Annotated in this window: 28 protein-coding genes; 13 read left to right on the top strand and 15 right to left on the bottom strand. The window is 52.2% G+C overall.

Annotation, left to right across the window (positions count from 1 at the left end; all coding sequences use genetic code 11):
* The first annotated feature begins 74 nt into the window (after positions 1 to 74).
* Both CRO57_RS13105 and CRO57_RS13100 read left to right on the top strand, forming a co-directional pair.
* The gene (locus CRO57_RS13105; RefSeq protein WP_097153883.1) at positions 75 to 392 is read left to right on the top strand and encodes a YciI family protein; all 318 of its coding nucleotides are present in this window, start codon (positions 75 to 77) and stop codon (positions 390 to 392) included.
* Positions 393 to 407: 15 nt separating this feature from the next.
* Complete coding sequence (locus tag CRO57_RS13100) at positions 408 to 851, top strand: MAPEG family protein (protein WP_097153882.1); 444 nt, start codon at positions 408 to 410, stop codon at positions 849 to 851.
* A 231-nt stretch (positions 852 to 1,082) separates the two neighbouring features.
* On the opposite strand, the gene CRO57_RS13095 is transcribed toward CRO57_RS13100, so the two are convergent.
* Positions 1,083 to 1,451, bottom strand: coding sequence for a bleomycin resistance protein (locus CRO57_RS13095; protein WP_097153881.1), 369 nt, complete (start codon positions 1,449 to 1,451; stop codon positions 1,083 to 1,085).
* A gap of 464 nt (positions 1,452 to 1,915) precedes the next feature.
* Complete coding sequence (locus CRO57_RS13090; protein WP_170956089.1) at positions 1,916 to 2,932, bottom strand: GlxA family transcriptional regulator; 1,017 nt, start codon at positions 2,930 to 2,932, stop codon at positions 1,916 to 1,918.
* Between the two features lie 123 nt (positions 2,933 to 3,055).
* Between CRO57_RS13090 and CRO57_RS13085 the strand changes: the two genes are divergently transcribed.
* Positions 3,056 to 4,219, top strand: coding sequence for an S-(hydroxymethyl)glutathione dehydrogenase/class III alcohol dehydrogenase (locus CRO57_RS13085; RefSeq protein ID WP_097153880.1), 1,164 nt, complete (start codon positions 3,056 to 3,058; stop codon positions 4,217 to 4,219).
* Positions 4,220 to 4,584: 365 nt separating this feature from the next.
* On the opposite strand, the gene CRO57_RS13080 is transcribed toward CRO57_RS13085, so the two are convergent.
* From CRO57_RS13080 to CRO57_RS13070, 3 genes are read right to left on the bottom strand one after another with little or no spacing between them, the layout of a single operon-like run.
* Entirely contained in the window at positions 4,585 to 5,994 is a 1,410-nt protein-coding gene (locus tag CRO57_RS13080) for a TRAP transporter large permease (protein ID WP_097153879.1), read from the bottom strand.
* Positions 5,994 to 6,659, bottom strand: a complete 666-nt coding sequence (locus CRO57_RS13075; protein WP_097153878.1) for a TRAP transporter small permease — start codon at positions 6,657 to 6,659, stop codon at positions 5,994 to 5,996. The genes CRO57_RS13080 and CRO57_RS13075 overlap by 1 nt, the downstream gene beginning before the upstream one ends.
* Positions 6,660 to 6,715: 56 nt before the next feature.
* Entirely contained in the window at positions 6,716 to 7,717 is a 1,002-nt protein-coding gene (locus tag CRO57_RS13070; protein ID WP_097153877.1) for a TRAP transporter substrate-binding protein, read from the bottom strand.
* 179 nt (positions 7,718 to 7,896) lie between these two features.
* Between CRO57_RS13070 and CRO57_RS13065 the strand changes: the two genes are divergently transcribed.
* The 4 genes from CRO57_RS13065 to CRO57_RS13050 are packed head-to-tail and all read left to right on the top strand — an operon-like array spanning position 7,897 to position 11,698.
* Complete coding sequence (locus CRO57_RS13065) at positions 7,897 to 8,802, top strand: alpha/beta fold hydrolase (RefSeq protein ID WP_097153876.1); 906 nt, start codon at positions 7,897 to 7,899, stop codon at positions 8,800 to 8,802.
* Positions 8,799 to 10,190: a 3-isopropylmalate dehydratase large subunit gene (leuC, locus tag CRO57_RS13060; protein WP_097153875.1), complete on the top strand. Its 1,392-nt coding sequence runs from the start codon at positions 8,799 to 8,801 to the stop codon at positions 10,188 to 10,190. The genes CRO57_RS13065 and leuC overlap by 4 nt, the downstream gene beginning before the upstream one ends.
* The gene (gene leuD / locus CRO57_RS13055) at positions 10,191 to 10,796 is read left to right on the top strand and encodes a 3-isopropylmalate dehydratase small subunit (protein ID WP_097153874.1); all 606 of its coding nucleotides are present in this window, start codon (positions 10,191 to 10,193) and stop codon (positions 10,794 to 10,796) included. It begins immediately after the preceding gene.
* A 17-nt stretch (positions 10,797 to 10,813) separates the two neighbouring features.
* Entirely contained in the window at positions 10,814 to 11,698 is an 885-nt protein-coding gene (locus CRO57_RS13050) for a LysR family transcriptional regulator (RefSeq protein ID WP_097153873.1), read from the top strand.
* Between the two features lie 141 nt (positions 11,699 to 11,839).
* Here CRO57_RS13050 and CRO57_RS13045 read toward each other — a convergent pair whose 3' ends face one another.
* The 3 genes from CRO57_RS13045 to CRO57_RS25250 form a co-directional block, all read right to left on the bottom strand.
* Positions 11,840 to 12,550 (bottom strand): MBL fold metallo-hydrolase, encoded by a 711-nt coding sequence (locus CRO57_RS13045; RefSeq protein ID WP_210200861.1) that lies wholly within the window; start codon positions 12,548 to 12,550, stop codon positions 11,840 to 11,842.
* 94 nt (positions 12,551 to 12,644) lie between these two features.
* Positions 12,645 to 13,055 carry a hypothetical protein gene (locus CRO57_RS13040; RefSeq protein WP_097153871.1) on the bottom strand — a complete coding sequence of 137 codons (411 nt, stop codon included), beginning with the start codon at positions 13,053 to 13,055 and terminating at the stop codon, positions 12,645 to 12,647.
* A gap of 1 nt (position 13,056) precedes the next feature.
* Positions 13,057 to 13,179: a hypothetical protein gene (locus CRO57_RS25250; RefSeq protein WP_280176180.1), complete on the bottom strand. Its 123-nt coding sequence runs from the start codon at positions 13,177 to 13,179 to the stop codon at positions 13,057 to 13,059.
* Between the two features lie 163 nt (positions 13,180 to 13,342).
* Between CRO57_RS25250 and CRO57_RS13035 the strand changes: the two genes are divergently transcribed.
* From CRO57_RS13035 to CRO57_RS13015, 5 genes are all read left to right on the top strand, one after another.
* Entirely contained in the window at positions 13,343 to 14,260 is a 918-nt protein-coding gene (locus CRO57_RS13035) for a helix-turn-helix transcriptional regulator (RefSeq protein WP_097153870.1), read from the top strand.
* Positions 14,261 to 14,800: 540 nt separating this feature from the next.
* A complete protein-coding gene (locus tag CRO57_RS13030; RefSeq protein ID WP_097153869.1) occupies positions 14,801 to 15,415 on the top strand; it encodes a GntR family transcriptional regulator in 615 nt (204 codons plus the stop codon).
* Entirely contained in the window at positions 15,412 to 15,759 is a 348-nt protein-coding gene (locus CRO57_RS13025) for an antibiotic biosynthesis monooxygenase family protein (protein WP_097153868.1), read from the top strand. The genes CRO57_RS13030 and CRO57_RS13025 overlap by 4 nt, the downstream gene beginning before the upstream one ends.
* A gap of 63 nt (positions 15,760 to 15,822) precedes the next feature.
* Positions 15,823 to 17,580, top strand: a complete 1,758-nt coding sequence (locus tag CRO57_RS13020) for a flavin-containing monooxygenase (RefSeq protein WP_097153867.1) — start codon at positions 15,823 to 15,825, stop codon at positions 17,578 to 17,580.
* Positions 17,581 to 17,591: 11 nt separating this feature from the next.
* The gene (locus CRO57_RS13015; RefSeq protein WP_244580093.1) at positions 17,592 to 17,903 is read left to right on the top strand and encodes a putative quinol monooxygenase; all 312 of its coding nucleotides are present in this window, start codon (positions 17,592 to 17,594) and stop codon (positions 17,901 to 17,903) included.
* A 412-nt stretch (positions 17,904 to 18,315) separates the two neighbouring features.
* Here CRO57_RS13015 and CRO57_RS13010 read toward each other — a convergent pair whose 3' ends face one another.
* The 7 genes from CRO57_RS13010 to CRO57_RS12980 form a co-directional block, all read right to left on the bottom strand.
* On the bottom strand, positions 18,316 to 19,347 hold the full coding sequence (locus CRO57_RS13010; RefSeq protein WP_097153865.1) for an aldose epimerase family protein: 1,032 nt from the start codon (positions 19,345 to 19,347) through the stop codon (positions 18,316 to 18,318).
* 9 nt (positions 19,348 to 19,356) lie between these two features.
* Positions 19,357 to 20,286 carry a carbohydrate kinase family protein gene (locus CRO57_RS13005; RefSeq protein WP_097153864.1) on the bottom strand — a complete coding sequence of 310 codons (930 nt, stop codon included), beginning with the start codon at positions 20,284 to 20,286 and terminating at the stop codon, positions 19,357 to 19,359.
* 13 nt (positions 20,287 to 20,299) lie between these two features.
* Complete coding sequence (locus tag CRO57_RS13000; RefSeq protein WP_097153863.1) at positions 20,300 to 20,977, bottom strand: D-lyxose/D-mannose family sugar isomerase; 678 nt, start codon at positions 20,975 to 20,977, stop codon at positions 20,300 to 20,302.
* Between the two features lie 81 nt (positions 20,978 to 21,058).
* Complete coding sequence (locus CRO57_RS12995) at positions 21,059 to 22,171, bottom strand: ABC transporter ATP-binding protein (RefSeq protein WP_097153862.1); 1,113 nt, start codon at positions 22,169 to 22,171, stop codon at positions 21,059 to 21,061.
* A 4-nt stretch (positions 22,172 to 22,175) separates the two neighbouring features.
* Positions 22,176 to 23,060: a carbohydrate ABC transporter permease gene (locus CRO57_RS12990; RefSeq protein WP_097153861.1), complete on the bottom strand. Its 885-nt coding sequence runs from the start codon at positions 23,058 to 23,060 to the stop codon at positions 22,176 to 22,178.
* On the bottom strand, positions 23,057 to 23,932 hold the full coding sequence (locus CRO57_RS12985; RefSeq protein WP_097153860.1) for a carbohydrate ABC transporter permease: 876 nt from the start codon (positions 23,930 to 23,932) through the stop codon (positions 23,057 to 23,059). Before CRO57_RS12985 ends, CRO57_RS12990 begins: the two co-directional genes overlap by 4 nt.
* Before the next feature lie 116 nt (positions 23,933 to 24,048).
* Positions 24,049 to 25,254 carry an ABC transporter substrate-binding protein gene (locus tag CRO57_RS12980; protein WP_210200876.1) on the bottom strand — a complete coding sequence of 402 codons (1,206 nt, stop codon included), beginning with the start codon at positions 25,252 to 25,254 and terminating at the stop codon, positions 24,049 to 24,051.
* Positions 25,255 to 25,486: 232 nt separating this feature from the next.
* Here CRO57_RS12980 and CRO57_RS12975 point away from each other — a divergent pair, with 232 nt between their 5' ends.
* Positions 25,487 to 26,521, top strand: a complete 1,035-nt coding sequence (locus tag CRO57_RS12975) for a LacI family transcriptional regulator (RefSeq protein ID WP_097153858.1) — start codon at positions 25,487 to 25,489, stop codon at positions 26,519 to 26,521.
* The last annotated feature ends 36 nt before the right edge of the window (positions 26,522 to 26,557 follow it).

Here is a 26,557-nt window from a genome sequence, read left to right as displayed (position 1 = left end):
TCCATAATATGTTCTTTAACATAAATAGATGCTTGGTATGACTAGGGTCTGATCACACCAAAAGGAGATGGATCATGCCAAAATTTCTGCTCATCTATCACGGAAAACCTGACATTCAGAGCCCTGAGGACGGGGCAAAACATATGGCAGCCTGGAAAGCCTGGAATGCCGGTATGGGCGATGCTGTTGTCGATCCGGGGCTTCCAGTTGGGCCGTCCAAAACCATCAGCGCGAATGGGGTGGAAGATCATGGTGGTGCCAATCCGGCGTCCGGCATGACGGTTCTTCAAGCCAATAGCATGGAGGAGGCAATTGCCCTTGCCAAAGGTTGTCCTCATCTGAGTGGTACCGGGACCATCGAGATCGCCGAGGCGTTGGATCTGGAAATGTAGATTGGGTTGGAAAAAATGGATTCGATTTTTGAAGTGCTGCCCTATCTCGGCGCCTATCGTTTTTCTTTTCTTGTGCTTGCCGGACTTTCCCTGATCACACTGATCCAGAATTTTGCGACTGCACCGCTTGCATTCATCAATGAGGAACAAGTACCGGGCCTGCCAGTGCGGTTTGATCATTCCAAGCTGAGCTTTCGTGTGCTGAGAACCTATTCGAATTCTGCCGAGACGTTTCCTGCGTTCGGGTGGGCGTTGCTTGTGGCCATCATTGCCGGCGCCTCGCCAATGCTGGTGAATTGGTTGGCAGGGGGATATTTTGCCGCTCGGATCGTGTTTTGGGGGCTGTATTATGCAGGGACCGGCAAGCCTGCCGGTGGCCCCAGAACACTGGTCTTTGTCGTTGGCTTGCTATGCAATATCGGATTGGCGATCACGGCTATCTGGTGTCTGGTGCAATAGCCTGCATGCTACGATCTCAAGCCGTCACTTGGCATCGGGTGTCTTTCACATGCAACAGGGGACCAGCTTGTGAAAGACACCCGTTTTTGTAAAGGAACCCTCGCGTCTTGCTGAGCGGGATGCGAGGTGTATTTTGTTTGTCGTTGTTGCTCGGCAAAGATCGCGATATTGGTAGCAATTTCCGAACCAGCATTGCCAATGAATGGCTGCTTTGAGCTGATATCTACAATATCAAGTATCCATGATTTGGCCTATACGAAGTAGGTTGCCATCCGTGTCGACGACTGCCAACTCACAAACCCCCCAAGGTTTGTTCTCGGCCTGTGTGAATCGCGGGATACCATCAGCCGGTAAATTTAGAGCCGAATACTCTTTGGAAAGACTGTCAACGTCTTCAGTCCTGATAAAAACACCATGATCTGATGTTTCTGCAACATGTTGAGGGGATTTGAAAAAATGTAGCTCAATATTATTTCGATGAAGGATCAAGTATCCTTGTTCGGGATATTCAGACCCAAACTCAAACCCTAAATTGTTGTAGAACTTTTTCGTCGCTTTAAAATTAGTGCTTGGTAGAATTGGGCAAGCATGAGTGAGCATCACTTTAATCTCCTTCTCTGGTGTTATTCCATCCCGCTTACTGGGTGACTGCTACTTGGTCCGCAAAGTTGACATATGATATACCAACCTCGTTTGGTGAAATTGGCAGGCGTTAGAGCCTGATTTAAAAGCCTTGAACCAAGCCCTTAGACGGGGCCATTGGTGGAAATCATGTTGTTCTTTCTACAGAATGCAGCGAGGGTCAGCTTTTGGTTGATGACCAGTTCCTAATAGGTGATCAATGTATCATTCAAAATACCTTAGAATGAAGTCGTGTGTTCTTATTCATTCAAATCTCAGCAACTGGTCATGCAATATTGGGCCTGCAAACATCTCGCATTGTTTCCTGACAATTTAGTATTACGAATGGGATAGGCATTGCAGAGTGCCCAAGATTGCCTGTGAAACGGTTTGTCATTCAGGAAGAGCGCCTCCATCATATCCCAGGATGGTTGTTCCGACCCTCAACTTGCTGCCTCTGCTGCCGTCTTGAACCGTGCTCTATAATCGCGCGGCGAAAGCGAGAAGCGTCGGCGAAATACTTTGCGCATCTGCTCGTCAGAGCTGAAACCCGATCTGAAAGCCACATTTTTCATCGGCAGATCGGTATCCAAAAGCAGTGCCTTGGCCCGATCGCAGCGCAGTCCTTCGAGATAGGCCATAGGTGTCACCCCAAGCTCGGTTGCAAAAGCACGTGTGAAGCTGCGCACACTCATCTTGGCCTGTGCGGCCATGTTGTCCAGTGTCATCGGCTGATTGAAATGCATGCTCAGCCAGGTCTGGATATCGCGCATGCCGGAAGAGCCGCTCATCTGCCCGGTCAACATGGTACTGAACTGTGACTGCCCGCCCGGTCGTTTGAGATACATGACCATGTCGCGGGCAACCCGCAATGCAATATCGCGGCCGAAATCCTGCTCTACAAAGGCCAGAGCCAGATCTATCGCCGCCGTGACGCCGGCTGACGTCCATAGGGATCCATCCTGTAGAAAGATAGCATCGGCATCAACATCAATCTCCGGGAAAAGTGTTTGTAAGCGATCTGCATACTTCCAATGGGTAGCTGCTTTGCGGCCATCGAGCAGTCCTGCTGCTGCAAGGATGAAACTGCCGGTACAAAGCGCGGTGAACCGCTTGGCCTCGAAAGCTCTGCGTCTGCACCAATCGACCAGTTCCGCCTCCCGTGTCAGCACAGTTTCGATGTCCTGGGCGCCGACGATAAATACCGTATCCAATGGAATATTGTCCGGCAATGCCGTACTGGCTTCGAGAGACATCAATGTATCCGAGCATACGGCACCAGGCTCAGGTGCCATGATTGTCACCTGATAACCACCATTCAGCTCGCCGCTACACAGATGCTGTCCGGCATAACTCAACACCGCCAGCACGCCGATTGCCTCAAGCGCCTTGAAGCCCGGATAGACTACCAGCGCCACGGATCGATTTTGTTCTGACATAGGGCGAGACGTCCGGTTCATATGTCTGTCCTCTTGGGCCGGGTTGATGTGTCGAATGGCCAGATATGCCTGATCGGCAGCCTTCGATGTGATTTTGATACGATATAACATTACATATCAGAAAATTGAAGAAGGAGCACTGTTATGAAGACCCGTGCAGCCATCGCTTGGGAACCCAATCGGCCTCTGGAAATTGAGGAAATCGATCTGGAGGGCCCCAAAGAAGGCGAGGTTCTGGTACGTATCGTGACGACCAGCTTGTGCCACACCGACATGTTTACCCTATCGGGTCGTGACCCGGAGGGATTGTTTCCGGCAGTTCTGGGTCACGAAGGTGTCGGCGTGGTCGAGGATGTTGGTCATGGTGTGACCTCGGTCGTGCCAGGTGACCATGTGATCCCGCTCTACACGCCTGAAGATCCCGAATGCCCCTATATCAAATCCGGCAAGACCAATCTTTGCCAAACCATCCGCAAGACCCAAGGTCAGGGGGTGATGCCCGATGGAACCTCGCGGTTTTCCTATAAGGGCAAGATGATCCATCACTATATGGGTACATCGACCTTCAGCGAATATACCGTGCTGCCTGAGATTGCGGTTGCCAAGATCTCGAAGGATGCGCCATTGGCGAAAGCCAGTGTCATGGGGTGTGCCGTTCCCACAGGAATTGGTGCGGTGCGTAACACCGCCAAAGTCGAGCAGGGTTCGACTGTTGCAGTCTTTGGTCTTGGTGCGGTTGGTATGGCTGTTATCCAAGGTGCCAAGATGGCCGGGGCAGGCCGCATCATAGGGATTGATACCAACCCCAACAAGTTCCAGCTTGCCCAAAGTCTGGGGGCGACCGATTGCATCAACCCCGCTGATTTCTCTCAGCAGATTCATGATGTCATCATCGAAATGACCAACGGAGGTGTCGACTATTCCTTCGAGTGTATCGGCAATGTCAGCGTGATGCGTTCGGCACTGGAATGCTGTCATAAGGGCTGGGGTGAATGTACCGTGATTGGCGTGGCTGGTGCAGGCGAGGAGATTGCCACACGTCCTTTCCAACTGGTAACAGGCCGTGTCTGGCGTGGTTCCGCTTTTGGTGGTGTTCTTGGACGCAGCCAGTTGCCGGGTATGGTGGATGAATGGTTGCGTGGTGATTTCGACGTAGACCCCTATATCACCCACAATATGGCCCATGAGCAGATCAACACTGCCTTTGACCTTCTGCATGCGGGCAAATCAATCCGGTCGGTCATTCATTTTCAGCCGAATGACACCATGTTTGTGAATGATCTACCTGGTGTTATTGTTCCAGCTTAACAAAGCAAGGTTCGCCGCTACCAGCGGCGGGCCGCGCAATTCCGTGGCCTTCTTGTCAGGGTTGGGGCTCTTGTCTCCCACTTTCCATTTTGTTCAATGCTGCGGTTAGAGCCTATTCCCGAAAAGTGTGCGTGGTTTTCGGAATTGAAATAGGCAAACGAACTTGCAGATGAATGATACCTGTTTCAATTTCACCACACTGGTTCCGATAGGTGTTTGTGCGGAAAAACGCTGTTGTCGTTTATGGCAGGACACTGGCGTTATTCAGCAAAGCCGATGTAGTGAGAACAGGAAATCTGAAGGTGTGAGGATTGGCAAAGAGAGGCGGCGCCTTTTTAGACGCCGCATCTGTTAGAGCGTGATGCCTATTTCGTAATGATCTCGGGGCCCATGAAGGTGTTGGGCAAGAATGTCGAGATCCAGGGCACATAGGTCACCAGGATCAGGAAGACGAAAAGCACACCGAGGAATGGCAGGGCGGCGCGTACGACCCGCATCATTGGCATCCCTGCCACTCCAGAGGTCACGAACAAGTTCAACCCGACAGGTGGTGTGATCATGCCGATCTCCATGTTCACCACCATGATGATGCCCAGATGGATCGGGTCAATGCCCAGTTCAATGGCAATTGGAAAGACGAGCGGAGCCACGATCACAAGCAATCCTGACGGCTCCATGAACTGCCCGCCGATCAACAGGATGACGTTGACGACAATCAGAAACATGACCGGTCCGAAGCCAGCCGACAGCATTGCGTTTGCCACATGCTGTGGAATCTGCTCATCGGTCAGGACATGTTTGAGGATCAGCGCATTGGCGATCACAAACAACAAGGTCACTGTCAACTTGCCCGCCTCGAACAGAGTGTGCTGCGTATCCCGGTGGAAGAATGCGGTCACAATGGCCCAGGGGCGATGGCGCAACGGAACGCTGCCAGCGACCCCAACCGCTGCAGCAGCGGAGAGATTGCTCGGCTGCTTTTCGACCAAGGGGCCCATATCCTTGTAAACGAAGCACGCTATGAAGAATGCATAAACCGCAGCCACGGCCGCCGCTTCGGTCGGGGTAAATATTCCGCCGTAAATGCCGCCAAGGATGATGACGATCAGGAACAGGCCCCAACCGGCTTCGCGTCCCGATGCAAGGATCTCTGCCCAACCCTGCCACTCTCCTTTGGGCAGGTTCTTGACCTTGGCCATGATATAGATGGCGGTCATCAGCATTATCCCGGCCAGCAGACCCGGAATGACACCGGCCAGAAACATCCGGCCAACGGATACTTCGACAGATGCCGCATAGACCACCATGACGATTGAAGGCGGGATCAGGATCCCCAACGTGCCGGCGTTGCAGATGACGCCAGCAGCAAAATCCTTGGAATAACCCACCTGACGCATGCCGCCGATGACGATGGTTCCAATTGCCACCACAGTTGCCGGAGAAGACCCCGATAGAGCGGCGAACAGCATGCAGGCAAAGACACCGGCAATTGCCAACCCACCGGGAAGATGCCCGACACAAGCGATTGAAAACCGGATGATCCGTTGTGCAACCCCTCCGGTCGTCATGAAGGACGAGGCCAGGATGAAGAATGGAATGGCCAGCAAGGTATAATGACCCTCAAAAGCACCAAACAGGGTCTGTGCTACCGAGGCCAATGAACTGTCAGAGAACCATAGCAGAAAGAGGACCGACGACATGCCCAGCGCAACCGCGATCGGGACGCCGATCAACAACAGACCCACAACCATGGCGAATAACAATGCGACGTCCATCAGGCTTCCTCCCCGAACTGCTCGCGAACTTCCTGGATTTCGTCTTCAACTTCGTGGCTGGCGACGACCCGATCACTTTTGCCGATCCATAGTGACCATCCGGCTTGCAGGAAGCGGAACAGCATCAGCGCCATCGATAAAGGCAGAACAACATAGGGCAACAAGCGCGGTATTTTCTCATATTCCTCGCCCTCGTTGAACACGGTCTCCATCCAGGACAGTATGACGGGATGCGGGATGTCATTGACCTCGTACCATCCCTTGTCGCGGTATTTCTCTTCAAAACCGAGGGGGAACCAGCGCCCCTCCGTGCCCGGGAGATTGGCGAAATTGGCCCAATAATCCCATGCCCCTTTCAGCATCAGAAAACTGAAGGCGATGCACACAGCCACCGCAACGAGCCCCATTGTGCGGCGCGGTTTCGGGGGCAGCATATTGACGACGATGTCGACGCCCAGGTGAGCGCCTTTCTTGACCGCGTAGGATGCTCCGAGAAGCACGAGCCAGCCGAACAAGAAGACCGTCAGCTCCAACGCCCAGAGGATGTTCTGACTGGAGCCATAACGCATCACCACATTGGCAAATGTGATCAGCGTCATGACCCCAAGGATACCTGCGATCAATGTCTCTTCAATTCGGTCCGTGAATGATCTTGTGTGATCCATCCCTTGCCCTCCCATTGAACGTTGGGGACGGAAAACCCGCCCTCAACGGTTTGAGTTCAGTTTCCGGAGTTGAAGGACTGCGCAGCCTTGATCATGTCCTGGCCAACATCATCAGAGAATTGGTCCCAGACTGGTTTCATGACATCGACCCAAGCCTGCCGCTCCTCGGGCGTCAGTGTGCGCACTTTGCCACCAGCGTCAATTATGGCCTGCCGATTGGCCTGATTGACCGCAAAGGACTCGGCATTGCGAAGCTCGGTAACTTCGTTCAGGATCTTCAGGAACGGGTCACGGACATCTGCATCCAGGCTGTCAAGCCAATCAACGCTGGTCACGACCAGATAATCGAGAACTCCATGGTTGGTCTCGGTGATGCCGTCCTGGACTTCAAAAAACTTCTTGCCGTAGATATTGGACCAGACATTTTCCTGCCCGTCGACCACACCTTGCTGGAGTGCTCCATATACTTCGGAGAAGGCCATTTTCTGCGGGGCACCCCCAATCGCCTTCATCTGTGCCACCAAAACGTCAGACGACATGACGCGGAATTTCAGCCCATTGGCATCCGCAGGCGATATCAACGGCACATTGGCAGACATCTGCTTCATTCCGTTGTGCCAGAACGCCAATCCCTGAATGCCACGACGCTGCATGCTGTCGAGAAGGGTCTGGCCGGCGTCGGATGCCTGGAAGGCATCAACAGCGACGATGTCCTTGAACATGAAAGGCAGATCGAAGATGCGGAACTGTTTGGTGAATTTCTCGAATTTCGACAGTGACGGGGCTGCGAGCTGCACGTCGCCCTGAAGCAACGCCTCAAGGACCTTGTTGTCATCATAGAGCGTCGAATTCGGGAAGATCTCCATGCAGGCCTTGCCATTCATTTCTTCGTTGACCCGCTTGGCAAGCAACGTGGCGGCGATGCCTTTAGGATGTTTGTCGGTATTGGTGACATGGCTGAACTTGATGACGGTCTCGCCCTCATCGCACGCAGCAAACGCAGATGTGGCACCCAATGCCATAGACAAGGTCAGGGTCGCTCTGAGCAGAAATTTCATGATGTCCTCCGGTTTTCTGTTTCGCGCCTCTGGTTCCTCCCCAACAGCGCTTTATGACACCGGATATTAATTGGGATCTCCGACAGGATTAGTCGCCATTATTGATCAGTTTTCCCGATTAGTTATTCTGATTTGATCTGAGATAATGAAGAAAATCTGATTTCCTTCAGGAGTCGAAAATGTTTCAGGAATTCGTGGAAGAGCGGGTCGAAGGAGACGGTGCGACCTTGTTCATCCGCCGTGCGGGACCGGATGGTGCGCCACCGATCGTGTTGTTGCATGGATACCCGCAGACGTCTGCGATGTGGCACGGTGTGGCACCGATATTGGCGCGATCATATCAGGTCGTCTGTCCGGATTTGCGTGGTTATGGTCGCTCGGACAAACCAGCGTCCGACCCATTTCATCAGCCCTACTCGAAACGTGCCATGGCCAATGACATTGTCGCGGTCATGCAACGTTTGGGACATGAAAGATTTCTCGTTGGCGCTCATGACCGCGGAGCGCGGGTGGCGCATCGTATGGGCCTTGATCATGCTGATCACGTCAGTGCCATGGTCTTGCTCGACATTGCACCGACCCGCGAGATGTATGCCGGGACAAATGCCGAATTCGCGCACGCCTATTGGCACTGGTTCTTCCTGACCCAGCAGCAGCCGCTGCCGGAAAAAATGATTGCTTCTGATCCCGAGGAATTCTGGAAGCTGAAATGCTTCAATCAGGCCCGTGGTGAGAACCCCTTTTCCTCCGAGGCCTTGAAGGAATATCTGAAGGCCTTCCAAGAGCCGGAGGTCATTCACGCAAGCTGCGAAGATTACCGCGCCGCCGCAAGCATAGATATCGAACATGACAATGCTGACAAGGGGCGAAAACTCACCATGCCCCTCCTTGCTCTTTGGGCGAAACGCGGCGTGATCGAGACCTGCTTTGATGCTCTTGATCTCTGGTATCAGCGTGCCGAGCGGGTCGAGGGTGATGCGCTCGACGCAACGCACTATATGGCCGAAGAAATTCCGGATGAAATCGCCGCACGTATGGTCGGTTTCTTTTCCCGCAACCCAATCCACGCGGAGGCCGCAGAATGAGCCGGACACTCTATGACAAACTGGTCGACGCTCATAAGGTTTGTGATCTGCCAGACGGCGACATGCTGATCTATGTCGATTTCCACATCATGAACGAATATACCAGCCCGCAGGCCTTTTCAGGACTTGATACAAAGCAGTTGAGCGTCTGGCGTCCCGAGGCGCATCTGGCGGTGGTCGACCATGTGAATGCGACCCGAAGCAGGGAACCGCATGATGCTGCATCAAAATTGCTGATCGACAATCTGGAGGCAAACTGCACCAAACACGGCATCGCCTTTTACGGTCTTGGTGACCGGCGACAGGGTATCGAGCATGTCGTGGTGCCCGAACAGGGACTTGTTGTGCCGGGCATGTTGATTGCCTGCGGGGACAGCCATACCACGACCTACGGAGCGTATGGTGCACTTGGCTTCGGCATCGGCACATCCGAGGTTGAGCACGTGCTGGCAACCCAAACCCTACGCTACAAGCGTTTGAAGACGATGCTGGTCGAGATTGAGGGCGATCTTGCCACCGGCGTAACCGCCAAAGACATCATCATGAAAGTGGTGCAGGTCATCGGTGCCGGCGGAGCCAATGGCTATGCCGTGGAATTTGCTGGCTCCGCCATCAGGGCGCAATCGATGTCGGGTCGCATGACAATCTGCAACATGGCCGTGGAACTTGGAGGACGCGCCGCACTGATTGCAGCGGATGACAAGGCCTTTCGCATGGCCGCTGGTCGCCCTCACAGTGAGATGCTGCACTTCGACGGTGAGGAATGGGTTTCAGACCCCGGCGCAGAATTCGACACCCTTGTCAGGATCGACGCCGGTGAGATTGCACCATTGGTCAGTTGGGGCACCAGCCCCGATCAATCGGTCTCCATAACGGGTCACGTTCCACATGCCAGCAGCCTGTTCACTCCGAAAGCCAAAGCGGCGCTGGAACGGGCGTTGGACTATATGGGTCTGACAGCCGGGCAATCGGTGCAGGACATCCCGATTGATGGGGCATTCATCGGTTCCTGTACCAACAGCCGGATTGAGGATCTGCGTGATGCGGCCCTTGTCCTGAAAGGACGCAAAGTCGCCAAGGGCGTCAACGCCATTGTTGTTCCGGGGTCCGCTCTGACACGACTTCAAGCCGAGGCGGAAGGGCTCGACACTGTGTTCATCGAAGCAGGCTTCGATTGGCGACCCGAAAGCGGCTGTTCCATGTGTCTGGCAATGAATGACGATATCGCCATGGATGGAGAACGCATTGCGTCCTCGACCAATCGCAACTTTGAGGGTCGTCAAGGGCGCGGTGCGCGCACGCATTTGATGAGCCCGGCCATGGTGGCCGCTGCTGCCGTTGCAGGTCACCTGACCGACGTGCGCAACTGTCAATTGGAGGCCAATTAGATGCCAAAAACGATCTCGGGTCTGGCCGCACCCCTTCCGCTGGCCAATGTCGATACCGACGTGATCATGCCCAAACGTTTTCTGATCACGATCACCCGTGAAGGGCTTGCCGACGGCACATTCGCGGATTTGCGCTTTGACGAGGCAGGTGAAATCCGCCCCGACTTTGTTCTGAACAAGACACCATGGTCCCAGGCCACAATCCTGATTGTCGGAGATAATTTCGGCTGTGGCTCCAGCCGCGAACACGCGGTCTGGGGCATGCGGCAACTAGGGATTGCGGCTTGCATCGGCACCGGGTTTGCGGGGATCTTTTTTGATAATGCCCGCAAGAATGGGCTGGCTCTGCCCATTGTGTCTCCTGACGCAAGGGATGAACTTATGAACTTGGCCAGCAAGGAATGCGGAGCCGAGATCTCGATTGATATCGAGCGTCGCGAGATAACGGTGGGCGAGTTGATCGTGCCGTTCCAGATGGATGATGCGACCCGATCCGCCCTGATCCGCGGCAGCGATGACACTCTGGACACGTTGAAATATGCTAAGACCATCCGTGCCTATGAAGCCAAGCTGGATGATAGAATGCAGGTAAACGTCATCAAATGACATGAGGGAGAAACGGATTGGACATCAGACAACTGGAATGCTTCGTCTCCGTCGCTGAGGAACTTCACTTCCGCAAGGCTGGTGAACGTCTGGGGCTTAGCCAATCCGCTCTTTCCGAACGTATATCTGCTCTTGAACATGAGCTCGGTGCACGGTTGTTTTTTCGAACCACCCGGCAAGTCAGCCTGACACAGGCCGGGGCGGAATTTGTTCAGGACGCCAAGAAAATTCTCTCGGATATCGAAAAATCGGTATCCAATGTTCGCCATACTGCCGAGTCCGATCTACGCCACATACGGGTAAGCGGCGTGGATGAGGCCATTTCGATGCTGTTGCCCCGGATGCTGCTTGCATTTCGCGAAACCGATCCGAATGTACATATTCAGGTTCTCGAAATTTCGTCTTCCGAACAACATTCACAGGAGTTGATCGGGCATCGAACCGATGTGGCCTTCGTGCGCATGCCCCAGAAAGACGAATTCATTACCAGCGAGCTTTTGCATCGTCAGCCGGTTGTGGTGGTGCTTGCCGATACAAATCCTCTCTCAAGCGCAACGACCCTTTCCGCTTCCGATATCGCCGACCAACCGATCGTGGGATATCCAAAACACGCCCGGCCAATCCTGCACGAGGCGCTCTGGAGCGAGTTCCGCCAGATCGGCGCCCAGCCGAACATTGTCTGCGAGATTATCGACAAGTCCACACTGCTGCAATTCGTGGCGCATGGGCTCGGGATCGCACTGGTTCCAGGATGGGTCCGCAACATTGCTCTTCCGGGCGTCACCTTCGTCCCGTTTGAGCCATGTGACAATCAGATTGAGCTATATGTCGCGTTTCGCAAATCCGGAAACTCTGACACCGTGGATAGGTTTGTGGAAGTGGTCAGGGCGACCGCTGACTGATTTTGCTCCCCCAATTACCTGGACAATGGCGCCCTATTTCACCGCTTGCGAAAGATAACTGTTTTCGTAAAGGAACCCGCGCGCGCCTCAGAACGAGGGAAGAGGTTTGTTTCTTTGGAATAGCCCCTTTCCCGCGGGCTTCTATTTTTTGCGAAGGATCTCAATATGTTTCTTGATCACAGCAGCGGTCAATGGTCCGCCATGACCAAGGAAGAATTGTTCGCAACCTCTCGACAAGAGATCCTCCAGTGAAGCAATAACGGTGCTTGTGTCTTCTTCGAATGGAGGTTGTTTGGGACGATTGCGCATCACAATTCCTCCCAGCAATATTCCGGAGGCAGTCAAATCCCCTGCGATAACACGACCTGCTTCCAAAAGAATGGATACAGATCCCTGTGTGTGACCCGGTGTATGAAGGACGCGAGCAGGAAATCCGTACTCATCGAGATTGAGCGTATCGGTCTCCATAATCCGGTCGGGTGTGAAGTAATCAAATGGCTGCTGGATTGCACCGGTTTTTTGAAATAACCGCCCAAATGTTCCAGTTGGTCTAAGAACTGGAGGCCGCCCCAGACAATATTGCACCTCATCTTGATGTGCGAGGATATCCCCCTGTGATAACGAACGGATTTCTGCAGCTGAACCAGAATGGTCAATGTGCGCATGTGTCAAGATCGTAAGGTGGAGGTTCGACCAATCAAGCTTGTGCTTGCTCAATGCCTTTTCGATTTTCATTTTTGAGTTTGGTAGGCCGGTATCTACCAGAAGAGCTTTTCCTTTGTTGACCACCAGAAAAGCGTTCAACATGCCAAAGGGCAGTATGGGGATGGTTTCTACGATCGTATCGGTCATTACCTGGGCCTTGTAGTTTTGAGACATGCCCATTCATGGCATTGTCGCGATTTTCCAATATGTTCCCAGGCGAAATTACCCTGGCAGAATGTGCTTAATTTGCGGGTCCCGAGCCTGGGGCATTGGCACGCCGGCGTTCGTAGCCCAGGCTAAAAATGGCAAGCATAACGATTGGGAAAAACAGCCATCCCTGAGGCATCGTCATATAGGACAAGCCGACGCCCGGTGGCAGGAGAACTCCCCAGATCTCGATGCATGCCATCATGCATGTCAAGAACATGACCAGCTCTACAGACGGTTTGACAATTGCGGACCATAGATAGCCCGCAGCGGTGGCCCACAGCACGATGGTTACAATGTGCCAACAAAAGAAGTTTAAGTATTTTGCCCGGTCCTCAAGCTCTGACGCCAAAAGCGGATCTGCGATCTCCGGGGTGCCAACAAATGTATGCAGGGCTGCAAGGGCCGCTGCACCAACTCCAGTAACAAGTTGGATTTTGTTCATGTCAGATATCCTTGCGATTGTAGATTTCAGTGTCTGGTGTGACCAATCCAAGCCGCTCTGCGATCAACACAACACTGGTTTCATTCTGAAAAACCCTTAGCTTCAATGTTGTCCAATTGCTCACGGCGATCTCCTTGGTTATATGGATGTTTCTTACGGTACCGTGGGAAAGGGAAATAGTTGCATCGCTAAAAAAAATGCCGGAAATCGCGCATGAATTGGCGCAATTTACTGGCTGACGTGATAGAAAGAAAATTGGCATCCAACCCGAAAGAAAAGAGATCGATATGACATCCAGAAGGCATCGAACATTGTCAGATCTTGGTATGGATGGCACCCAAAGCCTGATAATACCACAAGGATTGCATGACTACTCAGATGCTCAGGTGATCATGGAACACGGACAAAAAGCAATCTTTCAAAAGTGTATTCGGTCCAGTGTCTTTGGTGTGGAATTCTATAACAGTTGCCCATGCCTGTGTTTTGTTACCAAGGGCAAAGAGGTGTTTTTCACTCCCACAGGTGAGGAGATCATTGTCAGGGCCGGTGAGATGATCCTGCTGCCACGCAATGTTTTCATGGTATCCAATTTTTCAAGTACCGACGGACCATTGGAAGCGCTTTTGTTCTTCTTCGACAATAGCGTGATCCGTGAATTTGAGCGGCAAAGCGTACACTATTACGCTCAACCAGCGTCGCGGATAGGTGCTTACAAAATTGATCGGCATGACAGCTTAAGTGGTTTCATGCGCTCTATTACCGATATCTACAAAGGCATTGATGGGACGCGGGAGTTATTGCACACAAAACTGATGGAGCTGTTGTTTCTGGTCGCAGCGGAAGATGAGCCAAAACGCCTCAAATCGTTTCTGCATGAAAATTGTTCAGACAGTGGCAAACGCAATATTCGCCATCTGATGCGTGAGCATTGCTCGCATAATCTTAGCGTGCATGACTATGCACATTTGTCTGGACGTTCGGTGTCGGCATTCAACCGGGAATTCAAACGACAATATGGCGTTGCACCCAGCAGATGGTTGATTGAACAGCGCCTGACTCGCGCCCACGACGCTGTGGTGTCAACCGACGCATCAATTACGGATATTGGATTTGAGATCGGATATGAAAATACTTCCCACTTCATATCTCAGTTCAAAACGATGTTTGGGATTACACCCAAACAATTACGTTTGAAGCAGCTCTAGCAAATATTCCTGAGTTTTTTGGGAACAGGCTCTAACATTATCCTCCGATCAGCAGTTTGACTTATTTGGTTGTCCGATATTGCTGTCTGTTTTCAAGCGGCTTGCTTTCATCCTGCTTAGCATTTTGCCCCGCAATATTGAAACATGGGCGAGTTTGCCTTTTCCCACGACTTTCGGGTCGATCGAAATGACTGGAATGACTAGGTTCATTGAAGAGGTGATAAATGCTTTATCCGCGCATGATATCTCATCCAGCCGAATGGAACGTTCATCGATCGAGAGTCCAGGAAATTGTGTCGACTTGGTGTTGCGGTGTGCTCACAATTGATCCGGTGCAAGCGCAATATGTAGTTCCAGATGGCGCCCATATTGATCAATGCCGCAGCGTGTTCTAATGCCCGCGAGTCTGTTCTTCTAGCGATAGTTATCTCTTCTACCCACGCTTTGAATATCGTTCTGCCCACGCGCTCCTATGATCCATATTGGTGAGAAGGCAGCGGTCCAGTTGACATTTGTAATATAGAATGTATATTTGGATCCATGGATACAGAATCATCAAATACAATTTCGCAGACCCTTGAAACCGAGATCATTAACGGCAAGCTGCTTCCTGGATCTTTGCTACAGCAAGAGGAGTTAGCCGAACGCTTCGGTGTCAGTCGTCAACCGATTAGAGCAGCACTTGACATCCTCAGTGCCAAAGGTCTCGCAGAGAAGCGGCCTAACAGAACCGTCGAAGTTGGCGGTCTTCATCTTGGTGCGGCTGAGGAAACTCTTGCAGTAAGAAAACTGTTGGAGCCGGAGGCTCTACTTGGGTCTATTGATCAATTGACCCCTGCTGACCTGCTTATTGCTAAACAGGCGCAGGAAAGGTTTGAAATAGAGACGGATTCAGACCGTTTGGCACAGCATGACACGGACTTTCATCTTGCCTTGTATGCAAAATGCGGAAATCGGGTTTTGCTGGACCTAATCGTAAGCCTTCGACGCCTCAACCGACGTGCCTATCTTGGACAGCCTTTGGGCTCCACAACGCGAGAGCTTTGCATTCACGCACATTGGCAGTTGCTTGATGCGGTCTCCCAACAAGATAGCGATAGAGCTATATCGCTGTTGCAAGAACACTTCGATCACGTAAAGGAACGGGATAAATGACAGGCCGGTTCACGGAAACACCACAAAATCACTATTACGCAGTCATCTTCAGTAGTCAGCTAAGCGAAGATGATGCCGGATATGGCGAAATGGGCGACAAAATGTTTGAGCTCGCCTGTGAACAGCCTGGCTGTTTCGGAGCGGAAAGCGCAAGAGATGGGACCAATTTTGGCATAACAGTTTCGTACTGGGACAGCGAAGAAAGTATCGCTGCCTGGAAGAAGAACGCAAAACATCTGGTGGCGCAAAGTGTGGGCATCGATCGCTGGTACACGCACTACGAATTGCGCGTTGCCAGGATCGAGCGGTCTTATTCCGGCCCAAAGGGGCGTTCAGTCAAATAACCAGCTTTTTGGTGAACCCTGATTTCGCCAAACACCCGACATCGTTCGGATTGGAGTACTCTCATGAATATTCAAAACAATGACCTGGCCTATCAGGTCACCCATTGGCTTGCGGAATTTGAGCGCATGTTTGCGATCATGGATATGGCCGCTTTGGAGCATCTCTTCGATGATGAATGTTACTTTCGAGATGTGCTCGCGCTGGATTGGGATATCCGAACATTGGTTGGCAAGGGCGAGATACGCACCGCGCTCGAAGACACTCCTGGCAGGGGCGTTCCGCGGAACATCGCGTATTCTACGGACCGGACCCCTGCAAGCCGTACAGAGCTTGCCGGTATTGATGTTGTCGAGGCGCTTTTTGAATTTGAAACCGACGTTGGGCGGGGGGCTGGTGTTTTGCGGCTGAAAGCAGACCCTGAGCGGTATGGCCCGCCCAAAGCATTGTCGGTGTTTTTCGCGCTGAAAGAGTTGAAGGGTCACGAGGAGGCGCTTGGACCCAGTAGGCCCGCCGGGGCGGGTGCAATGCGTAACTTTCGAGGCCCCAACTGGCTTGACCAGCGAAATGCGGAGCGCGAATTTTCTGATCGTGACCCGGCTGTTCTTGTTGTCGGGAGTGGTCAAGCCGGCTTGTGTATTGCCGCTCGCCTGAAGCAACTCGGCGTTGATACTCTGGTTGTTGATCGCGAGGCCCGAGTTGGCGACAACTGGCGCAACCGATATCACGCATTGACGCTCCATAACTCGGTTGAAATCAACCATCTTCCTTATATGCCGTTTCCGCCCAACTGGCCGAAATACATCGCGAAGGACAAGCTCGCGAACTGGCTGGAATCCTATGCCGAGTCTATGGAGCTGAACATATGGACGGAGTCGGATTTTCAGGGTGCTACCTTTGATGAGAAAACCCAGAGTTGGACAGCACGGATTGAGCGGGCAGACGGAACCGTAAGAGAGGTCAAGCCCCGGCATGTTGTCATGGCGACCGGTGTCAGCGGAATTCCGAACATTCCAGACATCAAAACTCTGGAAAATTTCGGGGGGCCAGTTATTCATGCTGGCGCATATCGTGATGGCGATGACTGGGCTGGGAAGAAAGCCATTATCGTGGGAACAGGAAACAGCGCCCATGATATTGCCCAAGATCTGCATTCCGCAGGCGCATCTGTGACAATGATTCAGCGCAACTCGACCATGGTGATCAATGTCGAACCAAGCGCCCAACTCGCATATGAACGCTACGAACAGGGCCTTCCTCTGGATGATAGTGACTTGCTGAACATCTCCATTCCTTTGCCTCTGACCAAACGCGCGCATATCGGGCTGACGCAGATCGCAAAAGAGAACGACAAGCCGCTTCTGAAGAAGTTAGAAAAAGTCGGGTTCAGATTGAACTTTGGTGAGGATGAAACCGGCTGGTTGTTCAAATACCTCACCAAGGGAGGAGGATACTACTTCAACGTGGGCTGCTCCGATCTAATTGCAGATGGCAAAATCGAAGTTGTGCAACACGATGAAATCCATGGTTTTAACGCCAAGGGTATGTCGCTGGATGATGGCCGGCAAATTGATGCTGATCTGGTCGTTCTAGCGACGGGATACAAAGATCAGGAGTACCTTGCGCGGACATTGTTCGGGGATGACGTTGCGGATCGTGTCGGCCCGGTTTGGGGATACGGCGACGGGTTGGAGCTGAGGAACATGTTTACGCGAACCAACCAACCGGACCTCTGGTTCATGGCAGGAAGCCTTGCCCAGTGCCGCGTGTACTCCAAATATCTGGGGCTTCAAATCAAAGCTACCGAAGAAAATATGATTTAGATAGAACAAGATTGAAAGTAGCAGATATGGTTCATCTCATTGCAACTCTCAAAATCAAGCCGGGCAGCATTGAGGCATTGCTGTCCGCAGCAGCACCGTGTATTGAAGCAACACGAAAAGAGCAAGGGTGTATATCCTATGATCTATACCGAAGTACTACGGATCCAAATACCCTAGTATTTGTTGAGGTATGGAAGAGTCGTGAAGCCCTCACCTTGCATTTTGCCACTGAACACTTGCTAAAATGGAAAGAGCAAAGTGTGCCGCACATTGTGAAGCGAAGTGCGAAGATTATCAACTCGGGCGAAATTGAGGAAATTTAGTATGAGCAACAAGCGTGGTTGACAATAGATCTCCTCAACGTTGGAATGCTTGGAAGATCTTGCCAGTGATCTCAGCCTGTTTTGAAAATCATTGCGGACGTTTGTTTGAGCGCCGGTGAAAGACAGATTAGTCCTGTAGTGCAGGCATACCATATGCCAATCTCGTTTGGTGAAATTGGCGTATGGCTGACGGGGCTATTGGCAGAAGTCATGTTGTTTATTTTGACGGTGATGGTACTTTGGCGCACGGCCTGAACGGTTGACTTGAGGTGGGTTATTTTTCAAGTTCAATGAGGACTAGCTCGTGAAAGACAAGCCGTTTTCATAAAGAAATCCTGGTGTCTCTCAGAAAGGGATGCGTAGCGTATTTTCTTGATTGCTGTTGGTTGATACAGACTGATTGGATTGCCCGTTAGTCGAGCGCCTCGACGGATATTGAATAGCCGGTTGTCCAGATCTGGTCTTTTTCGAAAGTCTGATATGTCCGGATACCTGCTTGCGACAGAGGGTTGGTTCCGACGGAAATATCCGTGCCAAGGTCAAAGGCCGAGCAAACGGGTTCAACGCCAAGTGCGAGATGCTGACCATTCCAGGGGGACGCTTGTCTGCCACGGTTGGATATCCATAGCATGACAGAGGGAAAGTGGTCGGCATTCCATTCAAGACTTGTTTTGTATCCTTCATCCAGATTGTGAAGCTCAAAATGTCCATCGGTTTCTGTCAACAAAAGCAGGCATTCACAAGGCTCTGTGAGTGGCAGGCGAGAGAGATTGATGATGGATCCGTCTCTTGTCCGCATGGCGGACAGGGTCTGATGATGACTGTCTGTTTCCAGCGGACATGGCCCTCCTGTATCACCTGGATATGTCCATATGTCCTTATAAGTTCCTGGATGCAGAGATATGGCACCAGCTGTTGCGGGCAGGGCAAAAGTTGGGTGTAGCCCAATGGGAAGAGATGTGCCACGCCTTGCCGTAACTGACAGCGTGATATCAAGACCCGGTTGGCCTTTTTTCCCGGTCACCCTTCGTGTGAGTGAGCTGATCGGGGACTGGTCCGGATAGTCAAGTTGGGCACGGATGGCGCCGGATGTCTTGTTTTCCAGTTTCCAATGGGTATTTGAGCCAAAACCGTGGGGATGAAGGTTTGAGTGATCTGCGTGGTTCTCGGATGTGTTGTCAGATTTCCAGCGTGGAGGCAAAGGCCCGGTATCGGTGGCCCCAAAGGGCACGCATGGCCATTCTCCGCGCAGGTGATGCAGGATTGGGGGAAAGGATCCGATTTCGATATCCTCCTGCCACCTGGCAATATGCATTGGTGAGACATCTCTGCCATCGGGAAGAAGAAAGGTCACGGGTGCCAACATGGCCCCCAGACTTTGCATGGTTGCTCTGCCACACTCCCATTGCATGTCCATCTGTTGGCAGTGAGTTGCTTCTTTCATGGTCAGGGCCTATTGCGTCAATTCGCTTTTCCAGGGGGAATTGGCCCCGGCTCTGGAAACGGTAATGGCGGCAACCTGCGCGCCAAGAGACATGGCCGCCTGAAGTTGTTTGCAACTCAGGGTGCCGATCGCGTCTCTGGTCAGCAAACCCTGGTTTGAAAGGGATGCCAGAAATCCGGCATTGAATGTATCGCCCGCACCCACCGTGTCGACCACTTTCACTTTACGGGCCTTTATGGTGACTTCCAGATTGTTCGGGCCGAAAGCGGTTGCCCCTTCGCTGCCACGGGTCAGGATGATATAGAGGGCACCATCTTCCTGCAATCGGGTGACTTGTTCCGAGAGGGAGGCTGACGGATAGATCCAGTCCAGATCCTCATCCGATACCTTGATAATGTCAGAAGCGGCAATCATGGCTGCCAGACGTGCACGATGGGCTGTATCGTCCAATATGAAACCGGGCCGAATATTGGGATCCAGCATAATGACAGCCCGCCCGGCTTCCCGTTCGGCGAAAGCCTGATAGGTATCGGCGGCGGGTGGATTGCACAGGCTTATGCCGCCAAAATAGAGGGCTGTGATATCGTCCGATTGCGAGGGAAGGTCGGATATGGCAAGGCTGCGACCTGCGGAATTTTCGTCATAGAAAGTATAGGTTGCGTGCCCTTCAACCAATTGTACGAAAGCCAATGTGGATGTGCGATCCGATATGGCAATCCGGGCGGTATCCACGTTGCTTTGCTTCAAGCCTGCCAGCAATTGCTGACCGAACAGATCACTGCTCAATCCGGTGACCATACCTGTCGGGGCTCCGAGCCGTCCAAGGGCGATGGCGGTGTTGAATATGGCACCACCATTGAGAGGAACGAAACCGGTCTGACCGTCTGTTGTTGCAGTCGGGATCATATCGATAAGGGCTTCACCGCAGCATAAAATCATTGCGCAATCTCACTTACAGAAAAGTGTCGTAATCTGACACCAGCAGATGAAGGGGGGCTACATCCTCTTCCACTTTTGCAAAGCGGCCTATCTTCATTTCAAATTCATTGTCGGTGCGATCATCATTGACGGTGGAGACCTCTCCGATGAGTACATCAGCTCCTTCACCCCAGAAAGCATGCCAGACGCCGGGCATGAGGGTCACGCTTTCTCCCGGATCAAGCTTGAGCAATCCTCCGGCAGGCAATGTTGTCAGTTGGCCATCAACTGGCACTGTCACATCTGCCTCACGGTCTATGGATCCGTCCGGAGCGCCTGCAAACAGTTCCAGAACCAGCTTTCCACCACCACGGTTGATGATATCCTCCGCCTTGAGGAAATGCCGGTGCATGGGGCTGAGCTGGTCCTTGCGGCTGATCAGGAGTTTTTCGGCATAGAGCATGCCTTTGCCTTTCGCAAGATCGGTGACTTTTCCATTGCGAACGGTGAAAAGGAAGAGCCCCAGTTCATCAAATTTCTCCTGACCATAGTCGGTAATGTCCCAGCCCATGGCTCTTTCTTTCAGAACCTCGTGGTCGCTGGCCTTCAGCGCTTGTGGCGACAGATAGGCAAAAGGGGGGAGCTGGTAACCAAAGGAGCGAATGAAGGCATCTCCTTCGCGCAGGATTTCGTTTATCCGGGATCGTTTCATTGGGGTGTCTCGCGGCTTCTTTCCTGGTGATCTGTCGTTCTGTGTCTGTATCAGAGATTGGATGCCGACACAGTATGTTTCCTATAAAATCCGATTGGTGGTGTCCGGATCGAAAAAGACCACCTTTGCCATGTCGAAGGCAAGGCTGGTTGTCTGTCCTGTCTGGACCTTTGCGTTGGCGCGCAGCCGGGCGATTGCCTGTTTCCCGCCCAGTTGCAGAACGGCGAATGTGTCCGAGCCTGCCGGTTCCACAACATCGATCAGGCATTCGCGTTCTATGATCTGCTCTGATGCCTGGTCGGCGCCGGACGGATCTGTCAGGGCTTCCGGCCGGATACCGAGGATGACGGATTTTCCAAGATAGCCGGAGATATTTTCCTGTTTGTCGATTGGCAACAAAACGGGCGCTGTGGTGCCGGTTGCAAGACTTGCGGCAAGGCCGTCATCGGATGCGACGATTGTGGCTTCAAGCAGGTTCATGGATGGAGACCCCATGAAATCGGCGACGAACATGTTGACAGGATTGTCATAAATCTCGGCCGGAGTTCCAAATTGCTGCAAAAGGCCGTCCTTGAGCACGGCAATCTTGCTTGCCAGCGTCAGGGCCTCGATCTGGTCATGGGTGACATAGACAATGGTGGTGCCCATGCGTTGATGCAGGCGCTTGATTTCCGTCCGCATGTCGACCCGCAATTTGGCATCCAGATTGGAGAGAGGTTCATCGAACAGAAAGACCTGCGGGTCCCGTACGAGCGCCCGCCCCATGGCGACACGTTGACGCTGGCCGCCCGAGAGCTGGGCAGGTTTGCGATCAAGCAATTGACCGATCTGAAGTATGTCAGCCACACGTTCGATTGCGGCATTGCGTTCGGCTTTGGCAACGCCCCGGACTTCCATGCCAAAACTGATATTTTCAGCCACCGTCATGTTGGGATAAAGGGCATAGGACTGAAAGACCATTGCAATGTCCCGCTTTGACGGGGCCAGACCGGAGACGGATTGCTTGCCGATCCTGATGTCGCCGTCTGTGATATCTTCCAGCCCTGCAATGGTGTTGAGCAGTGTGGATTTTCCGCAGCCCGAAGGCCCGACCAGAACCAGAAATCCTCCATCCTCAATTTCGATATCAATGCCTTTGAGGACATCAACATTGCCATAGGATTTGTGCAGATTGTCGATTGTAAGTGAAGCCATTGTTTTATCCTTTTACGGATCCTGCCATCAGCCCGCGAACAAAGTAGCGACCAGAGACGATATAGACGATCAGAGTGGGAAGGGCGGCGAGGATGGAGCCAGCAAAATGGACGTTATATTCTTTGACGCCGGTTGAGGAATTGACCAGATTGTTCAAGGCCACCGTCATGGGAATGGAGTCGAAATCCGCAAAGGAGGCACCGAACAGGAAATCATTCCATATATTGGTGAATTGCCAGATGATGGTGACAACGAAGATGGGTGCTGAATTGGGCAACAGAATGCGACGGAATATCTGGAAGAAGCTTGCCCCGTCAATCTGGGCAGATCGCACCAGTTCGGTCGGAAATGCATCATAATAATTGCGGAAAAAGAGGGTGGTGAAGCCCAGCCCATAGACGGTATGGACAAGAACCAGCCCGGCTGTTGTTCCGGCAAGATCCAGTATTCCCAGAATGCGGGCCATGGGTATCAGAACAATCTGAAAGGGAATGAAACATGCCAGAAGCAGCATGCCAAAGACAATTCCGTGACCTCTGAATTTCCATTTGGTCAATACATAGCCGTTGAGAGCGCCCAGAAATGTCGAGAGCAGAACCGCAGGTACAACCATCAGGATCGAGTTGATGAAGAAAGGCTTTAGGCCGGTCGGTTTCACACCAATCTGGGCGGAAGACCAGGCGGTCAGCCAGGAATCGATGGTCCATTGTTGCGGCAGGTTCATCATGCCGCCGCCACGGATTTCCTCCAGAGGTTTGAAGGAATTGATCACCATCACATAGAGGGGCAGCAGATAATAGATCGCGAACAGGATCAGGCTTGCATAGATCAGGGCCCGAATCATGCGGTTGCCGTGTGTTGCGGACGAGGCGGAAACAGACTGGTTCATTTGGAGTCTCCGCTTTTCATTTCGCTATAGAGATAGGGGATGATGATGGAGAAGATCATGACCAGCATGATGATTGCGGAAGAGGCTCCGACGCCCATCTGGTTGCGGGTAAAGGTATAGGAATACATGAAGGTTGCTGGTAATTCGGTGGCGCGTCCGGGTCCGCCGCCGGTCAGGGCAATCACCAGATCATAAGCCTTGATTGCCAAATGGGCGAGCACAACAAAAGCTGAAAGAAAAACCGGTCGCATCATGGGGATGACAATCTTGCGATAGATTCTGAATTTCGATGCGCCCTCCATTTCGGCGGCTTTCAGAATCTCGGTATCAACGCCGCGCAGACCTGCAAGGAACATGGCCATGACAAACCCTGATGATTGCCATACTGCTGCAATGACGACCGTATAAATTGCCATCGAGCGATCCTTGATCCAATTGAACTGGAAGCTCTCCCATCCCCAGGCATGCATGGTCGCCTCGATGCCGATGCCCGGATCAAGGAACCATTTCCATGCCGTGCCGGTGACAATGAAAGACAGAGCCATGGGATACAGGAAGATCGGGCGCAAGACGCCTTCTGCCCGGATTTTCTGATCAAGCAAAATTGCAAGCAACAATCCGAGACAGCTGCTTATGGCAATATAAAGAAATCCGAACAGACCCAGATTGATCAGGGCCGTGTTCCAGTGTTTCAGCTTGAAGAGCTTCACGTAATTTGCAACGCCGATCCAGTCATTGGATGGCAGCATTCTTGAATTGGTCATGGAAAGATAACCGGAATACAGAATGAAGCCATAAACAAAGACAAGGATCAGTAAAAAGCTTGGAGCCAGCACGAGGCGAGGCACCCATTCTCGCAGGCGATCAACCATTGTATCATTCACATCTGAAGGTCGACAGGGAGATCGGAGAGCCGTTGCCCTCCGATCCGGGGATCTGATGTACCGGCCAGCGGCAATCAGAGTGGGGTTCGTCGATCATTTGCCCTTTATTGGGCAGCTTCTACCGCATTGACCAGCTCTTTTGCTGCGGTCTTGGCGTCATATTCGCCATTGAAATGGGCGGTTACAACGTCATAAATGGCGTTCTTGATGCTGGCTGGAACGGAATGGCCATGGGCCATCGAGCCGAACAGGCGGCTGTTTTTTGCTGCGTCCGACAAATCGGCCATGCCTTTTTTGCCGCAATCGTCAAAGTCTGTGTCAGGCACATCCGTCCGGGCCGGAACGGAGCCTTTGACAACGTTGAAGACGGACTGGAAGGCCGGATCCATGACAGCAGAGGCCATTTTCTTCTGTGCGTCGGTTCCTTCCTTGATGTCAAACATGACAAACTGGTCGGAGTTGAATGTTACCGCGCCTTGGGTGCCTGGGAAGCGGATGCAAACGAAGTCTTCGCCAGGCTTCTTGCCTGCCCGCAGGAACTCGCCCTTGGCCCAGTCGCCCATCATCTGCATGCCTGCTTCGCCATTTATGACCATGGCAGATGCGAGGTTCCAGTCACGACCCGAGAAATTGTCGTCGACATAGGAGCGAAGGGTTGCCATGCGATTGAAGGCTTCCACCATCTTCTCTCCACCAAGCACTGCCGGATCAAGGTCAATCATCGAGGCTTTGTAAAAATCATCTCCAAGCGAGAGGACCACTGCGTCGAAGATGGTGGCATCCTGCCAGGCCTGCCCGCCATGGGCCAATGGTGTGACACCTGTTTTTTTCATGGCGTCCAGAAGGGAAACAAGCTCTTCCCATGTTGTGGGGGCCTTGCCACCTGCGGCATCAAGGATGGATTTGTTGATCCAGACCCAGTTGGTGGAGTGAACATTGACAGGAGAGGCAATCCAGTTGCCCTCATGTTTGGAGAAGAATTGCAGGGCTGGTGGCACAACCTTGTCCCAGCCTTCTGCCGATGCAACATCATTGAGGTTGCCCAATACGCCTTCACCGGCCCAATCCTTGATATCAAATCCAAGCATCTGAACGGCGGTTGGCGGATTTCCTGCCGTAACACGGGCACGCAGGGCTGTCATGGCGCTGCTGCCACCACCGCCTGCTACAGGCATGTCCGACCAGGTCACACCCTGACCTTCGAGATTTTCCTTGAGAACCTTGAGGGCTGCCGCTTCTCCACCTGATGTCCACCAATGCAGAACTTCAACATTTGACGCTGCATTGACCGTTCCGGGTATGGATGTCATTGCGACAAGTGTCGCGCCAGCGAGTGTGGATTTGAGCAAAGATTTCAGTTTCATAAATTCCTCCCAGTTATTTGATGTCTGAAATTTCTTTATATTTATAACGTTATAATTATTTGCCTTGTCAATAGAGAATTTTATCCATCTGAAAAGTATAAGGTTTTTTGTATGAAATTGACTGACTTTATAAAATGTGCTAATCGAAATATTGAATTATATTGGGAAATTGATTGAGATGGCGGGTAAGAATTCCGATCAAAAGGGCTTGATTGACAAGCCACGTCCGACACAGAAAACCATCTCTCAGCTTACCGGTCTGGCCATTACCACTGTTTCAAAAGCCTTGCAGGGCGATCCCAGGATCGCCGCCAAAACGCGTGAGCGCGTGGAACAGGTTGCTGCGGAAATAGGCTATGTGCCTGATCGGGCGGCGCAGAGATTGCGTACCGGAAAGACCAAGGTTATCAGTCTGATTCTGGATCCGCATGATGAAATTCTGAGTTTTGGCAACTCGATGATTTCGGGTATCGTGGAAGCGCTCAAAGGATCGGATTATCATCTCAACATTACCCCGCATTTCACTGTTGGGGGAGATCAGGATGCCGTGCGTCATATCGTGCGCAATGGTCTTGCAGACGGGCTGATCTTCACGCGTACGCGGGTGTTTGATGAACGGGTCCGTTATCTTATGGAGCGTGAGTTTCCGTTCATCTCTCATGGGCGTACGGACTTTTCCGAGCAGCACAGTTTTTTTGACTATGACAATGAGGCATTTGCCTATCAGGCTGCGATGCGCCTGGTGGATAAGGGATGTCGGAACCTTTTGATTCTTCTGCCTATTCGAGATTTTACCTTTTACCAGCATATGCGGTATGGTTTCATGCGGGCCGTGCGCGAAACCGGTGTTTCCTATCTCATTCCCGAAGATGTGACGCTTGATTCCAGGCGGTCTGAATTGACGCAATGGGCGGCAAAGCTCGCCGGATCCGGGGATATGCCGGATGGTATCGTATGCCCCGGAGAATCATCCTATTTCGCGCTTCTGGCCGGTTTCAGAGAGCATGGTCTTTTGCATGGCAAGGATTTCCTTGCAGTTGTAAAAACCAATTCGGACATGCTGGATATGATTGATCCGACGGTTGACCGGATAGGGGAGGATATCAAGGTTGCGGGATATGAGATGGGGTCTCATCTGCTGAACAGGCTGAGAAGCAACGAGGGTGATCTCTGGCAGCGTGTTCAGCAGCCAAAAATCATTTTCTGTGAGTAATGATGGATGCATCCTGCTCATCTATGAGACTACGGC

It is taken from the genome of Cohaesibacter gelatinilyticus (genome assembly GCF_900215605.1).
GTDB lineage: Bacteria > Pseudomonadota > Alphaproteobacteria > Rhizobiales > Cohaesibacteraceae > Cohaesibacter > Cohaesibacter gelatinilyticus.
This window is presented reverse-complemented; position numbering and strand designations above follow the sequence as displayed.

What these genes read in the sequence shown, in the direction of transcription:
- CRO57_RS12995 (WP_097153862.1), bottom strand. Translation starts at nt 22,171, where the DNA reads ATGGCTTCACTTACAATCGACAATCTGCACAAATCCTATGGCAATGTT.
- CRO57_RS13045 (WP_210200861.1), bottom strand. Translation starts at nt 12,550, where the DNA reads ATGACCGATACGATCGTAGAAACCATCCCCATACTGCCCTTTGGCATG.
- CRO57_RS13040 (WP_097153871.1), bottom strand. Translation starts at nt 13,055, where the DNA reads ATGAACAAAATCCAACTTGTTACTGGAGTTGGTGCAGCGGCCCTTGCA.
- CRO57_RS13100 (WP_097153882.1), top strand. Translation starts at nt 408, where the DNA reads ATGGATTCGATTTTTGAAGTGCTGCCCTATCTCGGCGCCTATCGTTTT.
- CRO57_RS13065 (WP_097153876.1), top strand. Translation starts at nt 7,897, where the DNA reads ATGTTTCAGGAATTCGTGGAAGAGCGGGTCGAAGGAGACGGTGCGACC.
- CRO57_RS12980 (WP_210200876.1), bottom strand. Translation starts at nt 25,254, where the DNA reads ATGACATCCATACCCGGAACGGTCAATGCAGCGTCAAATGTTGAAGTT.
- CRO57_RS13005 (WP_097153864.1), bottom strand. Translation starts at nt 20,286, where the DNA reads ATGATTTTATGCTGCGGTGAAGCCCTTATCGATATGATCCCGACTGCA.
- CRO57_RS13075 (WP_097153878.1), bottom strand. Translation starts at nt 6,659, where the DNA reads ATGGATCACACAAGATCATTCACGGACCGAATTGAAGAGACATTGATC.
- CRO57_RS12985 (WP_097153860.1), bottom strand. Translation starts at nt 23,932, where the DNA reads ATGGTTGATCGCCTGCGAGAATGGGTGCCTCGCCTCGTGCTGGCTCCA.
- CRO57_RS13020 (WP_097153867.1), top strand. Translation starts at nt 15,823, where the DNA reads ATGAATATTCAAAACAATGACCTGGCCTATCAGGTCACCCATTGGCTT.
- CRO57_RS13070 (WP_097153877.1), bottom strand. Translation starts at nt 7,717, where the DNA reads ATGAAATTTCTGCTCAGAGCGACCCTGACCTTGTCTATGGCATTGGGT.
- leuD (WP_097153874.1), top strand. Translation starts at nt 10,191, where the DNA reads ATGCCAAAAACGATCTCGGGTCTGGCCGCACCCCTTCCGCTGGCCAAT.
- CRO57_RS13010 (WP_097153865.1), bottom strand. Translation starts at nt 19,347, where the DNA reads ATGAAAGAAGCAACTCACTGCCAACAGATGGACATGCAATGGGAGTGT.
- CRO57_RS12975 (WP_097153858.1), top strand. Translation starts at nt 25,487, where the DNA reads ATGGCGGGTAAGAATTCCGATCAAAAGGGCTTGATTGACAAGCCACGT.
- CRO57_RS13035 (WP_097153870.1), top strand. Translation starts at nt 13,343, where the DNA reads ATGACATCCAGAAGGCATCGAACATTGTCAGATCTTGGTATGGATGGC.
- CRO57_RS13090 (WP_170956089.1), bottom strand. Translation starts at nt 2,932, where the DNA reads ATGAACCGGACGTCTCGCCCTATGTCAGAACAAAATCGATCCGTGGCG.
- leuC (WP_097153875.1), top strand. Translation starts at nt 8,799, where the DNA reads ATGAGCCGGACACTCTATGACAAACTGGTCGACGCTCATAAGGTTTGT.
- CRO57_RS13080 (WP_097153879.1), bottom strand. Translation starts at nt 5,994, where the DNA reads ATGGACGTCGCATTGTTATTCGCCATGGTTGTGGGTCTGTTGTTGATC.
- CRO57_RS13000 (WP_097153863.1), bottom strand. Translation starts at nt 20,977, where the DNA reads ATGAAACGATCCCGGATAAACGAAATCCTGCGCGAAGGAGATGCCTTC.
- CRO57_RS13025 (WP_097153868.1), top strand. Translation starts at nt 15,412, where the DNA reads ATGACAGGCCGGTTCACGGAAACACCACAAAATCACTATTACGCAGTC.
- CRO57_RS13085 (WP_097153880.1), top strand. Translation starts at nt 3,056, where the DNA reads ATGAAGACCCGTGCAGCCATCGCTTGGGAACCCAATCGGCCTCTGGAA.
- CRO57_RS12990 (WP_097153861.1), bottom strand. Translation starts at nt 23,060, where the DNA reads ATGAACCAGTCTGTTTCCGCCTCGTCCGCAACACACGGCAACCGCATG.
- CRO57_RS13095 (WP_097153881.1), bottom strand. Translation starts at nt 1,451, where the DNA reads ATGCTCACTCATGCTTGCCCAATTCTACCAAGCACTAATTTTAAAGCG.
- CRO57_RS13105 (WP_097153883.1), top strand. Translation starts at nt 75, where the DNA reads ATGCCAAAATTTCTGCTCATCTATCACGGAAAACCTGACATTCAGAGC.
- CRO57_RS13030 (WP_097153869.1), top strand. Translation starts at nt 14,801, where the DNA reads ATGGATACAGAATCATCAAATACAATTTCGCAGACCCTTGAAACCGAG.